This is a genomic window from Bradyrhizobium sp. BRP20 (assembly GCF_020194215.1).
Taxonomy (GTDB): domain Bacteria; phylum Pseudomonadota; class Alphaproteobacteria; order Rhizobiales; family Xanthobacteraceae; genus Bradyrhizobium; species Bradyrhizobium yuanmingense.
The window spans coordinates 12,149-25,967 of record NZ_JADYVY010000004.1 but is presented as its reverse complement, the minus strand read 5'-3'; the positions used below and the strand labels follow the sequence as shown (position 1 = coordinate 25,967).

11 protein-coding genes are annotated in these 13,819 nt (G+C 63.6%); 5 read left to right on the top strand and 6 right to left on the bottom strand.

All coding sequences use genetic code 11. The annotated features are described in order from the left end of the window. Positions 1–410 precede the first annotated feature (410 nt). Complete coding sequence (locus tag I6F33_RS11335; protein ID WP_225142511.1) at positions 411–4,502, top strand: VCBS domain-containing protein; 4,092 nt, start codon at positions 411–413, stop codon at positions 4,500–4,502. A 21-nt stretch (positions 4,503–4,523) separates the two neighbouring features. Here I6F33_RS11335 and I6F33_RS11330 read toward each other — a convergent pair whose 3' ends face one another. The 5 genes from I6F33_RS11330 to fliL all read right to left on the bottom strand — a co-directional run bounded on the left by I6F33_RS11330 (position 4,524) and on the right by fliL (position 8,251). Further along, complete coding sequence (locus I6F33_RS11330) at positions 4,524–4,721, bottom strand: hypothetical protein (protein ID WP_074448248.1); 198 nt, start codon at positions 4,719–4,721, stop codon at positions 4,524–4,526. 596 nt (positions 4,722–5,317) lie between these two features. Further along, positions 5,318–6,079 carry a MotE family protein gene (locus I6F33_RS11325; protein ID WP_036013086.1) on the bottom strand — a complete coding sequence of 254 codons (762 nt, stop codon included), beginning with the start codon at positions 6,077–6,079 and terminating at the stop codon, positions 5,318–5,320. Positions 6,080–6,088: 9 nt separating this feature from the next. After that, on the bottom strand, positions 6,089–6,535 hold the full coding sequence (locus I6F33_RS11320; RefSeq protein WP_057030304.1) for a DUF6468 domain-containing protein: 447 nt from the start codon (positions 6,533–6,535) through the stop codon (positions 6,089–6,091). Continuing rightward, on the bottom strand, positions 6,532–7,734 hold the full coding sequence (gene fliM / locus I6F33_RS11315) for a flagellar motor switch protein FliM (RefSeq protein ID WP_036027916.1): 1,203 nt from the start codon (positions 7,732–7,734) through the stop codon (positions 6,532–6,534). Before fliM ends, I6F33_RS11320 begins: the two co-directional genes overlap by 4 nt. 19 nt (positions 7,735–7,753) lie before the next feature. After that, positions 7,754–8,251: a flagellar basal body-associated protein FliL gene (gene fliL / locus I6F33_RS11310; RefSeq protein WP_036027917.1), complete on the bottom strand. Its 498-nt coding sequence runs from the start codon at positions 8,249–8,251 to the stop codon at positions 7,754–7,756. Positions 8,252–8,634: 383 nt separating this feature from the next. On the opposite strand from fliL, the gene flgF reads away from it, so the two are divergent. Genes flgF through flgH form a run of 4 tightly spaced genes read left to right on the top strand, consistent with a single transcriptional unit; the run spans position 8,635 to position 12,111 of the window. Beyond that, complete coding sequence (flgF, locus tag I6F33_RS11305; protein WP_225142509.1) at positions 8,635–9,396, top strand: flagellar basal-body rod protein FlgF; 762 nt, start codon at positions 8,635–8,637, stop codon at positions 9,394–9,396. A gap of 16 nt (positions 9,397–9,412) precedes the next feature. After that, entirely contained in the window at positions 9,413–10,201 is a 789-nt protein-coding gene (flgG, locus tag I6F33_RS11300; RefSeq protein WP_036013098.1) for a flagellar basal-body rod protein FlgG, read from the top strand. A gap of 10 nt (positions 10,202–10,211) precedes the next feature. Then, positions 10,212–11,342: a flagellar basal body P-ring formation chaperone FlgA gene (gene flgA / locus I6F33_RS11295; protein ID WP_225142507.1), complete on the top strand. Its 1,131-nt coding sequence runs from the start codon at positions 10,212–10,214 to the stop codon at positions 11,340–11,342. A gap of 4 nt (positions 11,343–11,346) precedes the next feature. Next, positions 11,347–12,111: a flagellar basal body L-ring protein FlgH gene (gene flgH / locus I6F33_RS11290; protein ID WP_025037386.1), complete on the top strand. Its 765-nt coding sequence runs from the start codon at positions 11,347–11,349 to the stop codon at positions 12,109–12,111. 134 nt (positions 12,112–12,245) lie between these two features. Here flgH and I6F33_RS11285 read toward each other — a convergent pair whose 3' ends face one another. Then, positions 12,246–13,412, bottom strand: a complete 1,167-nt coding sequence (locus tag I6F33_RS11285; RefSeq protein ID WP_225142505.1) for a PcfJ domain-containing protein — start codon at positions 13,410–13,412, stop codon at positions 12,246–12,248. Positions 13,413–13,819: the final 407 nt, after the last annotated feature.

Sequence of the window (13,819 nt, the reverse complement as noted above, 5' to 3'; positions counted from 1 at the left end):
GCCGGTCGCCAAAGCGGCTGTCGTAGGTCTGCACATGATCCGCCCTTTCCGAGAAGATCCTACCGCTAGCGGCGGCTCACTTCTTGAACCGCGAAGCGCCGCCGCAATAAATAAATTTCTTGTTTAATAATTTTAATCGTTCTAATTTACCGCGGCCCTACGGAAGCGGCCACAAATTAAATAAGCTCTCGTTTGTCAATTTAATCACTTTAGCGGGAGGGATATGCGCCGGGAATGGCATTACGCGCCGCCGTCCCCGCGCCATGCGTCTCTCTGGACCAGACTTGATGATTTCGGCGGGCAAGCCTTCGGCTGCCAGCGCCCAGGATATTTGTCCCTTGGCGAGGGCCGCCCCGAAAGACCATGGCAGCACGCCGAGCCTGAATCGATCACCCAGGCGAGGTCGAGCCATGTTGGTTGCATCCGATGTCCAGGTTGGCAATAGGGCCGCCGCGGCCCTGCCCGTCCAAATCATTGGCCATATTCATACAGCGATCGGCTGCGGCACGCTCGCGCGAGCCAGTGGCGTTGCCACACAGGCCGTAGCCGGCGCGCCTGTCTACCGGGCCGACGTGATAGAGACCGACGCCGACGGACAGATCACGATTCGCTTCATCGACGGTACTCTCTTCAACATCTCCTGCGACACGCGCCTGGCGCTGAGCGAATTCGTCTTCGACGTCGAAGGCACGTCACCTACAGCCCTGTTCGACGTGACCCGAGGCAGCTTCAGTTTCGTACCAGGTCGGCTGGCAGAAACCGGGTCTATCCAGCTGAATACGCCAATTGCAGGTATTCGCGCCCGGAGTCACGCGGGCGGTTTCGGAATGCTGACGCTTGCAGCATTGACTTTCTCGGTCGCGGAAAATGCCGAGGCCGCGGACCCGGACGTCACATTCCTAGATGACGACTCCATCACTTACAAGGACCTTGCGCACGGCGCCTTTGAGCTCGTGACCAAGGAGCCGATCCCACGGCACATCATCGTCGATGATCCCGGCGAAACGATCATCGTCAAGAAAGTGGGATCCACCATCAGTGTCAATCAGGTCGCGAACTCGGCCGCTCGCATGGACGAGTTGCGCGCCGCACAGCAGGACGTGCTCGCCAATCTGGACGGACAGGGGCCGCATGGCTCGAGCACGCCTCCCTTCGTCAAAACCCAATCGCTGCAGCCGATCAATTTCATTCAGCCCGACCCGCCCTCGCTGCAGAATTTGCTGGCGCCTGTGTCGCCATTCGCCATTCCCGTTTTCGACCCCATACCGCCGACACTCAGCACCGGAGCGGGGCCGACCGAGCTCGATACGGTGGTGTTTGATACATTCACTGCGACGAGCGGAATCTTCGCTGCCAGCAGCACCAGCGGCAGCGCCAAGCTGACCTTTGGCGTCATAGGGGCAACCGCCGGCGAGACGGTCCTCGGCGGAGTGACATACGACCTGTCAAAGCCCGGTCCGTACGGAACGCTCTACGTCAACAGTACGAGCGGCGCCTACACGTTCGTGCCTGACAGCATCGCGATCAACGCGCTGAAGGCGCCCACGACCGACAGTTTCGTCATCACGGTTTCCGACGGCCTCAGTTCTGCGAGTCAGACGTTCACAGTCACCATCAACGGTGTCGACGACGCTGCAATCATCTCCGGCACCACGACCGGCTCGATCGTCGAGGCTGGCGGCATTGCCAATGGAACGCCCGGCACGCGGATTGCGACCGGCACGCTTTCCGATACCGACGTCGACGACCCACCAAATACGTTCACGGCCGTGAGTTCGCCAACGACGAGCACCGGCGGCTATGGCACCTTCACGATGACGGCTGCCGGCGTGTGGACCTACACCGTGGACAATTCGAACCTCGCAGTGCAGAGGCTCAATGCCGGCCAAACGCTAACCGACAGCTTCACGGTGACCACGATCGGAGGCACGCCCCAGGTGGTGACGATCACCATCCAGGGAGCCAGTGATGCAGCGGTCATCTCCGGCGACACGACCGGCGCCGTCATCGAGGCTGGCGGCGTCGCCAGTGCTAACCCCGGCACGCCCATCGCGACCGGCACCCTCACCGATACCGACGTGGACACGATCGCAAATGCATTCACGGCCGTCGGCTCGCCGACGCAGAGCGCCGCCGGCTACGGCACCTTCACCATGACGGCTGCCGGCGTGTGGACCTACACGCTCGACAACGCCAACGCTGCGGTGCAGGCGCTCAATACCGGCGAAACGCTGACCGACACGTTCACGGTGACCACTCTGGATGGAACCGCCCAAGTGGTGACGGTCACCATCCATGGCACCAACGATGCCGCCATCGTTTCCGGCACCACGACCGGTGCGGTGACCGAGGCCGGCGGCGTTGCCAATGCGACACCGGGCAGCCCGAGCGCAACCGGCACGCTGTTTGCCGCCGACGTCGACAATGCGTCCAATACCTTCACTGCGGTGAGTTCGCCCAAGGCAAGCACGAATGGTTATGGCACCTTTACGCTAACCGCCGCCGGCGCGTGGACCTACATGCTCGACAATGCGAGCGGCGCGGTGCAGGCGCTGAATGTCGGGGACACACTCACCGACAGTTTTACTGTCACGACCCTCGACGGCACGCCGCAGGTGGTGACGATCACCATTCACGGCGGCAACGACGCGGCCCTCATTTCCGGCACCACGACCGGCTCAGTGACCGAGGCAGGAACCTTCTCGCCCGGCGCTCCCATCGCGACTGGCACGCTGACCGATACCGACGTCGACAACGCGCCGAATACGTTCACCGCGATCTCTTCACCGACCGCGAGCGACGACGGATACGGCACCTTCACGATGACCGCAGCCGGCGCATGGACGTACACCCTCGACAACAACAACAGCGTGGTTGAGGCTCTCGATTCCGGCGACACCCTGACCGACACATTCACGGTGACCACGATCGACGGTACCACGCAGACGGTGACCGTCGCCATTCATGGCGCCAGCGATGCCGACCCCAACGATTTTGACAACCTGGCCACCGGATCCGTCGTGATCTCCGATCCTCCGAACGTGTACGGAACGCCGGGGAGCGAAACCATCGCCGGCGGCGGCGACACAGGTCAGGTCATCTATGCGGGAGCCGGCAGTGATACGGTCAATGGGACCGGCAAGACGGACGTTCTCTATGGCGGCTCAGGCAATGACACGATCAAGGGCAACGATGGCAATGATGCCATCTACGGCGGCTCGGGAAACGATACGGTAAACGGCAACAACGGCGCCGATACCATAACCGGCGGATTTGGTGCGGACCAACTCACCGGCAGCAATGGCAACGATCGTTTCGCATATTTGTTCGTTGCCGATTCCCGTGCCGGTCAGTTCGACACCATCACCGACTTCGCATCGGGAGCGGACAGGATCGACCTGACCGCCTTTGGCGCGCTCGGGTTTGCCATCTTGGCGTTGAGCTCAACCAACACGACGGTGCCGCCACATACGATCGCCTGGATCTATGACAGCGCGTCGAACGAAACCATCGTGTACGTCAACTCAACGGACCAGACCCTGCACATCGGCGATTCCAGTCTGCTCGAACTCCATTTGCAGGGGATTGCAACCGTCGATGCCTCGGACTTCATCCTGGCGCCAGCGGCGCCTGTAGTGGCGGTCGCCAGCGAGCTGACCGACCTCACCGCAACCCTGCAGAGTGATGCGGCCGGGCTAATGACGATCACTTCCGAAATCTCGTCCGACTCCGGAAGCGGCGACGGCACGCTCCTCGCAGAGAGTCCGGACATCCAGTCAAGCGAGCCGCTCCACAACCTGGATACGCCTTCGGACCAGATCGAACAAACTGAATATTCGAGCATCTCCAGTTCGGACCCGATGCAAACGCCCTCGACCGAAACACTCGCTATTGTTGCGGTAACTCCTTCGGGCAGCGGACCGTCTACGATGTCGCAATACGTCGCCGCACCGACGGAGGCCAGTTTTGTCTTCGACCACCTGGCCGGTCCCGACACAGCATTGCTGGCCAAAAGTGGCGCGATTGCTGGAAGCGGCCACATGCCTGACATTGCCATCGCCGCGCTGAATTTTGACCAGAATGCCGCCGAACAGCACGCCGGGCGCGGGCTTGCACCGGGGAACAATGCCGGGAATCACGGCGCCTCGCCTCAAGGAAACGCCGACGAGGCGGCGCATGCCCACGGTCGTGCCAACGATGGAATGGCAGAGGCGACGCTCAATCCGAGCCTTCTGAAGTCGTCGAGCGGAGGCGCCAACCATTCGCTTGCAAGCGAGACGCAGCAGCTCGGCGAGTCGTTCAAGTTCAAGGATAACGCTTCGCAGGGCTCACAGCACAGCGTGGTGCCGGATCATCTAGACCTCGCCGGTCATCCCGGCCACGCTGGAGGATTCCACGGGCTCGAACTGGCGTTCACGCCTGAACCAACTCCGCCCGATGTTGATCCGCCTCATGGCCCAAGTCCGGCTCACGGCCACGGCTTGCACGATCTGATCTTGTGACGCCCCGAGCCAATGGGCTCTTCAGTGTTGCGTCCCGGCGCCATCGGGCGCCGAGGAGCTCTCTTCGCCAAGAGAAGATTGATCATCGTTGCCGGCCTCGCCATCCGGCGGCGCGGCATGCTGATGGCTTAGCGCGGATGTCCATGCGGATGTCATCGCCGCTATGAGCATCCGGTTGACGGCCTCGATGACGCGTTCTGCTGCGGACGAGTAGTTCATGGCCTCCTCCTGCGCTGCCGACTGCGAATGACCGAAGCGTAGGACGGCGCCTTGAGCACCACTGTACGCCACTTCACACCTGCGCGCGTCAAGTCATCGCAGTCCCGGAGGATGCCGCCTGCCCCGGCTGCATCCGCCACGGGATTCTGATTTCCACCTTGACGGGTTGCTGAGCGCGCACTCACAACCTTCGGCTCGTTGCGGTTCGCGCGCGACTCTGAATCAGATGTGAATCTCGGCGATGCAAATCGCATTGGTTAGCTCTGGGGGTAATCAATGAGCGGAGAAGCCGGTTGCATTGTGTGTAGCAGAGCAAGAGCGGTCGTCGCGATCGTCCCGATTGCCAGAGGATATGCCCTGAAGACATATGAATGTGCCTGTTGCCACAGCACCCTGCAGCTCGTGACCCGCGTCTCAAAGGCGGCGCTGATCAAGCAGCAGGTCAATATCCTCGCCCAGATGGAGCAGCAGTTGCGCCCGCCTGTTCGCAGGGTGCAACAGGCCTTCGCGAATTAGGCGCACGAGGCATTTCGCTGGGCTTCAGTCGAACGACCGCGCGACAGCGCGCGGATTGAAAGCGCGCTTCTCCTCGAGCCTCAATTCGGCTTTTGCGTCGGCTTGCCGTCGATCTTGGGCAATTCGCCGGCCGAGGCGGACTGATCGCCGCCGCCATTGGCGCGGCGGGCCATCTCGACGGTCAGCCGCTCGGCGGCTTCCGATGACATCAGGCCCAGGATGTCCGACATCTTGCGCGGCGCGATCGCCGAGGCGATCTCGATCAGCACGCCCATTTCGAGCCGGTCGAACACCCGCGCGGCATCCTTGGGCTTCATGCCCTCGTACATGGTCACGAGGCCCTTCATGCGCTGGGCTTCGGCGGCCTTCTGCTCGGCCTGGGTCGCGGAGATGCGGGTTTCCACCGCCTTCATCTCCTCGACCTTGGTCTCAATGCGCTTCTCGGCCGACTTGAGCAGGCTTTCGCGGATGTCGATCTCGCGCTGACGGGCCTCGATCTCCTGCCGCCGCGCCTGCAACCGTTCCAGGATCGCGCGCTCCGCGGCCGAGACCTGCGGCTGCCCCTCGTCGATCTTGACGACGGTGCCACCCTCCATCTTGGTCTCGGGCGCTGCCGGCTTGGGTGCTTCCTTCGGCGCAGGGGTCGAGCCGGTGATGTCGGGATCCTCGCGGCCGGTCGGGAAATTCAGGTTCTCTTCCGCCCAGGATTTCTTGCCCTGGTTCGGCTTGTAGTCGAAGACATAGCCGCCGTTGATCGCAAGGCCCGCCACCTTCAGCGTGGCGAGGCCGGCGACGGCGACCAGGACGACGGGAATGACGCGGATGTTACGAAATGACTTCATACCCAGGCTTCATGCGGCAAGGCCGTTGGATCGTCGGCGCTCGGAGAAGGCTTCGGCGGCCGCCGCCACTGCCTTCGCGGACGACGGCTTGGCCGCGGGCGCGGCGACCGTCTCCGGATTGGTGACGGGACGCGCGGCGATCGCGATCTTGGACAGGCGCCGCACCACGTTGTCGGCCTCGCCGAGCTGCTTGTAGAGCTGATCCGACATCTGCGTCGCGGCGGCGAGCTGGCTGCCGAGGTTCTCGTTGACGTCGCGCACGGCGAGCTTCAGCCCGCCGATCGCGCGCTCGGCGATCTCGGTCGCGGTGATCAGCTCGGCGATGACGGCCTTCAGCGAATGCTCGTCCGCCTTCAGCCGCCTCAAGCGCTTGTTGAGCGTGACGCAGTAGACGATCGTCAGCATCAGCAGGATAGCCACCAGCGTCTCGATCGCCATTCCCAGGGAGTGGTTCATGGGGCCTCCATCATCTTGTTCTGCTCGTCCACCTTCTCGAACATCGCAAGTGTCGTACTTGGCTTGCGCAAGGGTTTCGTCACACGGATCGCGACGCGGTCGCCGACCCGGCCCATCCGCCCCTCGGTCAGCGTGACGTCGCCGCAACGCACGGTGACGTTGGCGTCGGCGCGCATGTCGAGCGGCAGCGTGTCGCCCACCTTGAGCCGCATCAGCTGCTTGAGCGGAATGTCGGCCTCGTAGAGCACGGCGTCGACGGCGATCTCGGCCTGCACAATCTCGGTGGCGAAGTGGCCCTCCCAGACCGGGTCGCGGCCGAACTTTTCGCCCATGAACATCTGGAGCAGGACGCCCCGGATCGGCTCGATGGTCGCGTAAGGCAGCAGCAGCTCGATATTGCCGCCGCGGTCTTCCATGTCGATGCGCAGGCGCACCAGGATTGCGGCGTTGGCGGGACGGCTGATCGCGGCGAAACGCGGATTGGTCTCGAGCCGGTCGATCGAGAAGGTCACCGGCGACAGCGGCCGGAACGCCTGCTCGGCGTCGGCCAGCACCACCTCGACCAGCCGCTTCACCAGCTCGGTCTCGATCGTGGTGTAGGGCCGGCCCTCGATGCGCAGCTGGCTGGTGCCGCGGCGGCCGCCGAGCAGCACGTCGATCATCGAATAGATCAGGTTGGAATCGACCGTCGCCATGCCGAAGTTCTCCCACTCCTCGGCCTTGAAGACGGTGAGGACGGCGGGCAGCGGGATCGAGTTCATGTAGTCGCCGAAGCGCACGGAGGTGATGCGATCGAGCGAGACTTCGACGTTGTCGGAGGTGAAATTGCGCAAGGAGGTCGTCATCAACCGCACCAGGCGGTCGAAGACGATTTCGAGCATCGGCAGGCGCTCGTAGGAGACCATCGCCGAATCGATGATCGCGCGAATGCCGGAATGGTCGTCGAGCGTGACGTCACCGACGGTGAAGCCGAGGAGATTGTCGATCTCCTCCTGGGACAACACCCGCTCGCCGGAATTCTTGCCGGTGCCGAGATCGCGGCTGCCGTCCTCGACCATGGCGGCCCATTGCAGGGCCATAGTCTCCGATAGCTCGTTCTCGGCGGCAGCCTTTGCCGCCTCGGCGGGATCCTCGCTATCGAGCGAGGCCTCCCACTGGGCGGCAATTGCATCCTGGTCGACTTGGTCGTTGCCCGCCATGATCCCTAGTCCGTCATGCTCACTGGACCACGACTTCCTTGAACAGCACGGCGCTGACCTGGATCGGGGCGACCGCCGCGTTGACGCGCTTGGTCAGCTCCTCCTTGAGGCGGAAGATGCCGGCCGAACCGTTGAGGTCGGACGGGCGCAGCTCGCGCACATAGGTCTGGAAGATGTCGGTGACGCGCGGCATCGTCGGCTTGATCGCCTCGATCTGCTTCTCTTCCTTCAGCTCCAGCACGATCTTCAACCGCAGATATTGCACGCGCTCGCCGGGCGAACCGGCGAGGTTGACCATCAGGTCGGGAACGTCGACGAAGGCCGGCGGCTTCGGCGGCGGCGCGGCCTCGGCATGATGCTCATCGCCGCTATGACGGAAGAAGAAGAACCAGGTCGCAGCACCGCCGCCGAGCACGGCGAGCGCGCCGACGACCATGATGATGAGCTTGAGCTTGTTCTTCGGCGGAGCGGCTTCCGCGCCATCAGCGGCTGCGCCGCCTTCCTCGTTCTCTGCCATGGTTGCCGCGCCCGTTCATCTCTCAAAGGGGTCGAAAGAGCGAAGCCTCCTGGCAGACAATGACGCGATACGAATGCCCCAGCGCAATGCGCTCCTCTGATGCGCAAACGCTACGGTAATAATGGTTAACGGAATCTTTCGATTGGGCCGCCGCTAGGAAAAATCTGCCGGGCAAACATGGCTAACAGAACCTTTCTGCCGCCTGCTCGCGCCCCTCGAAAGTCGCCAACACATTGAAGTTACGTGATTTTCCTGATTGGCACGGCTTTCGCTGAGAAGGGGCCGAGACTTCACGGTTTGGGAGAACCCGACGGTCTCGGTCACGGGGTCCGCCAAGGCGCTTGGGAGAGCGAAATGGCAGATCCGCTCAGGGGAGATTTCCGATGCAGAACGCGCGTCTGATCGGCTTGTCACGGCAGATGACGTTGGAGCGGCAGATGGATGTCATCGCCAACAACGTCGCCAATGCCAACACCAACGGCTTCAAATCCGACCATTCGCTGTTCGAGGAATATCTGAACTCGAACGCGCGTGAGGACAATTTCATCGGCCGCGACCGCCGGGTCTCGTATGTCCAGGACCGCGGCACCTTCCGCAACATCAGCAAGGGGCCGCTGGAGCCGACCAACAATCCGCTCGACATGGCGATCAACGGCGGCGCCTATTTCGCAGTGCAGGCCAATGGCGGCGAGTTCTATACCCGCGACGGCAAGTTCTCGCTCAACAGCACCGGCCAGCTCGTCACCGCCGACGGCAATCTCGTGCTTGGCAATGCCGGCCCGATCACCTTTCAGCCGACCGACCACGACATCAACGTCGCGCCCGACGGCACCGTCACGGTGCTCGAGGGCACGGCGCGGACCGACTCGATCCGCGGCAAGATCCGCATGGTCTCGTTCGACGATCCGGCCAAGCTGACCAAGCTCGGCGCCAATCTCTATGCCGCCGGCTCGGCGAACCAGCAGCCCGACACCAAGTCCACCCTGCAGCAGGGCTATGTCGAGAAGTCGAACGTGAATGCGGTCGGCGAGATGACCCGCATGGTCGAGGTGATGCGCAGCTACGCCGCGGTCGCCAACCTGCTGCAGCAGCAGAGCGACCTCCACAAATCGGCGATCGAGAAGCTCGCCGACGTTCCGGCCTGATTGAAGGAGAACTGAGATGCAGGCGCTTCACACCGCAGCGACCGGAATGGCGGCACAGGAACTCAACGTTCAGGTGATCTCCAACAACATCGCCAACCTCCGCACCACCGGCTTCAAGAAGCAGACGGCGGCGTTCCAGGACCTGATCTACGAGCATGTCCGCCGCGTCGGCGCCCAATCGTCGGACCAGGGCACCATCCTGCCGGTCGGCGTCGACATCGGCGGCGGCGTCAAGACCGTCGGCACGCCGCGCAGCATGACCCAAGGCACGCTGTCGCAGACCGGCAACGACCTCGACCTCGCCATCTCGGGCGAGGGCTTCTTCAAGATCCTGATGCCCGACGGCACCTTCCAGTACACCCGCGACGGCACCTTCCAGATGGACAATCAGGGCCGCGTCGTCACCGCGCAGGGCAATCCGGTGCAGCCCACTATCACCATTCCCAACAACGCCTCGGGCATCTCCGTGAGCGAGCAGGGCCAGGTCTCGGTGACGTTGCCGGGCTCAACCACCTCCTCGATCGTCGGCCAGATCGGCGTCACGCGCTTCATCAACAAGGCGGGCCTGCAGCCAGTCGGTAACAACCAGTTCACCGAGACGCCCTCGTCCGGTGCGCCGCAGGACGGCACCGCGAACACCGAGGGTTACGGCAAGCTCACGCAAGGCAGCCTTGAGCAGGCCAATGTCGACGTTGTCTCGGAGATGAGCGACCTGATCGCCGCCCAGCGCGCCTACGAGATGAACGCCAAGGTGATCAGCGCCGCCGACCAGATGATGCAATCGACCACGGCGCTGTTCCGCTGAGGTGATGACGATGATCCGCGCCACCCTCGCCGCTATCTCCACTCTTGTCGCGCTGGCCTTGCCGGCAGCGGCCGCCAACGATTTCATCGCCGCGCCGACGCTGCGCGCAAGCGTCACGGTGACCTCGGACGTGGTGCGGATCGGCGATCTCATCGACAACGCCGGATCGGCCGCGCTGATCCCGGTCTACCGCTCGCCCGATCTCGGCACCACCGGCACGCTGACGGTCGGCCAGGTGCTGTCGGTGCTGCGGGCCAAACAGGTGATCGGCGTCATGACCGGGGACATCAAGGAGGTCCAGGTCACCCGCCTCGCCCGCACGCTCGCGAGCAAGGATATCGAGAACGCCGTCGCCGCGGCGCTCGAGCGCCGCTTCGGCCTCGGAGACGCCGCCAACATCACCATCACGTTCGACCGCAGCGTCGCCGAGATGCGGCTGGACGCCTCCAACAGCGGCGCGCTGCAGCCGGTCGCAACCCGCTATGATGCCCGCAGCGGCCGTTTCGACATCGCCTTCGAGATTGCCAACGACGGCAATGCCGCACCGACCAAGCTGCGCTTCACCGGCACCGCGATCGAGACGGTGGAGGTGGCCGTGCTGACCCGCGACATCGACCGCGCCGAGCTTCTGAAATCTTCCGACCTGTCGTTGGAGCGCCGGCCGAAGGCCGAGGTCACCGGCGAGCCTGCCTCGCGAGACCGCAGCATCGGCATGCAGCTGCGCCGAGCAATGCGCGCGGGCACGCCGATCCGCGCCGCCGACCTCGTCAGGCCCGACTTCGTGGTGCGCGACCAGGCGGTCACCATCATCTACCAGGTGCCCGGCCTTTATCTCACCACGCGCGGCAAGGCGATCGAGAGCGGCGCCGAGGGCGACACCGTCAGCGTGCTCAATCTGCACTCCAAGCGCACGCTGACCGGCATCGTGACCGGCCGCGGCCAGGTCACGGTGCAGGGCGCCAGCCAGTCCGCACCGATGGCACCGGCGGTCGAGCAGACCTCGTCGGTCAAGCGTGACCCCGTGCCGGCGGCCGCTGCCCTGGCGCAGAGCCTGGTCCAGGCACCCGCGTCCGCAGCCGAGATCGCCCAAGCCCAGATTCCGCAAGTTCGCTTCTCGCAAGCTCCAGCCAAGTCAGAGTAGATTCATGTCCACGTTCAGTTCGGCCTCCCGCCTTCGTCGCATCGCGATCTCTGCCCTGCTGCTAGCGACTTGCGCATTGGCGAGCGGCTGCTCCTCGATCGACCGCCTGTCGCAGATCGGCGAGCAGCCGAAGCTGTCGGCGATCGACAATCCGACGACGCAACCCGGTTACAAGCCGGTGCAGATGCCGATGCCCAAACCCGAGGTCGCCTCCTACAATCCGAACTCGCTGTGGCGCAACGGCAGCCGCGCTTTCTTCAAGGACCAGCGCGCCCGCCAGGTCGGCGATCTCCTGACGGTGGCCGTGAACATCACCGACAAGGCCAACATCGAGAACGACACCTCGCGCAGCCGCAGCAACAAGGAAGATTCCGGGATCACGGACTTCATCGGCTCCCAGACGATCACCCAGGCCAACAAGATCCTCCCCGGCCGCATCCTGACCGCCGACTCGACCTCCTCGAGCGAGGGCAAGGGCAGCGTCGACCGCAAGGAAGCTCTGCAGACCAACGTCGCCGCGGTGGTGACCCAGGTGCTGCCGAACGGCAATTTGGTGGTCGAAGGCAAGCAGGAGATCCGCGTCAACTTCGAAATTCGCGAGCTGATCGTCGCCGGCATCGTCCGCCCCGAGGACATCCAGAGCGACAACACCATCGACTCCACCAAGATCGCCCAGGCCCGCATCGCCTATGGCGGCCGCGGCCAGATCACCGACGTGCAGCAGCCGCGCTACGGCCAGCAGGTCATGGACGTGCTGCTGCCCTTCTAAGCGCCTTCAAGAGCTCCCACATCGTGCTCGCGAACTAAAGGCGCGAACGACGATGTACTACGCGGCCCTCGCTAGCTCCCCTGGCGAGGGCCGCATGTATTTTGCCTGCGCCGCCGAAGCGGCGCAGGCTTCTCTCACAGCAGCATGATCCCGCGTGCTTGCGCCCATCGCTGGAGGATCTTGCACTCCTCGGCAAACGGCGGACGGTTCGCAAACCCGCGAACCTGAACCGCCCTGGAACGGGTATCAAGCTCGATGGTCAGCAGCCGCTGGACGTCACCCGAGGCACGGCGACGGAGCGACCAGATCGAGGCATGCCCGGCAATGCACTTTGTCGCGTAAGTGGCGACGCAGTGACGCATGCTGCGCGTCTCAGCCACGAGATCGGCTGCCGTCCTCAACTGGATCACAACATATTCTTCGCGCTTGGCCCGGTCCTTGGACGACTTTGTCCATGACCAGTCCGCGATCGCTGCACCGAGCCAACGGTCCTCGCCCTGCTCGGGGCCTGCTGCCAGCCCCCGCGCACGGTTTCGCGCCGCCTCGGCGCGACGGCGTGCGGCCTCGATACGAGCAATCGCATCGAGATCGCGATGCCATTCGCGCATCTGCCGCCCAAGCGAGATCAGTGAACGCCCCTTGAGGGTGTACTCTGGATCACGCCGGTGGCAATCGGCGAGGTAGTCATGGAAGTCATCCACGTCTTCGACCGTGGTGGCATACGCGCAGAAGAAGCGCACCACCTCGCGCCAGAAGCGATGCTGAGCGCGCTGCGTCTGCGTGATCCTGGTGCGCGCGATCCGCATCGCAACAGCGGGATCGGTCGCATAGGAACGCGCAATCGCCTGCCAGATCGCAGCCTCGAAGCCGACCTTCCCCAACGGATTGAGGAAGGCATGGACCTCCTTGCGAGACAGCCATTCGGCCGCACCGGCGGCGTAGAGCGAACCGCCGCCGGCCGCCACGACATACCATCGCTTGCGCAACATGATCTCGTCGCGGCTCAGTCCCGCGCTGTCGATCCAGATCTGCTCCAGATGCTCAGCGACAGGATAGCGCGCAAAGAGATAGCGGGCGGCGCCAAGACGAAGACGCGCCGCGTCGCGAGTTTTCAGCTGCGGCTTCCATGCCGAAGCATCGCGAAGGACGTTCGCCTCGAAGCCACGCCTGGCCTCTTTGATCGCGTTCTCGAAATCCGGTGGAGGACGCGTCCGCTGCGACACGTGCCGCAGCGACAGCTCGTAGGCTTCAACCCGCGTGCGCTCGGCCTCCCGCCGGCGCTGAATCAATGACTGTGCCATTGTCGTTCAACATGATTGGATGACTGTCAGCCGGACGCACTGAGAGCGTCGGCACGGAATGTGTCGATCGCCACAAAGTACTCACGGCTGGTCTCCTCAATTTTGAACGCGCAGGTTGAATGGGACGGGGCTCATAGACCCGATTGCCGGCGGGCGCAAGATGCCTTTGTCGGGATGTGTCAGAAACTGCGTACTGCGAGGCAGGTCCGCGACATTATTGCAACGCCGCGACAGCACACTCCGCCATTGCGAGCGCAGCGACTTGTCCACCGAAGCCTTGGCGAAGGCGGAAGCAATCCAGAATCCCTCAACGGAGACAGACTGGATTGCTTCGTCGCGAGGGCTCCTCTCAACGACGGAAAAATGAAGGCAGAAGCGTGTGCCCCGTCATCGTCCGCGAAGGCGGA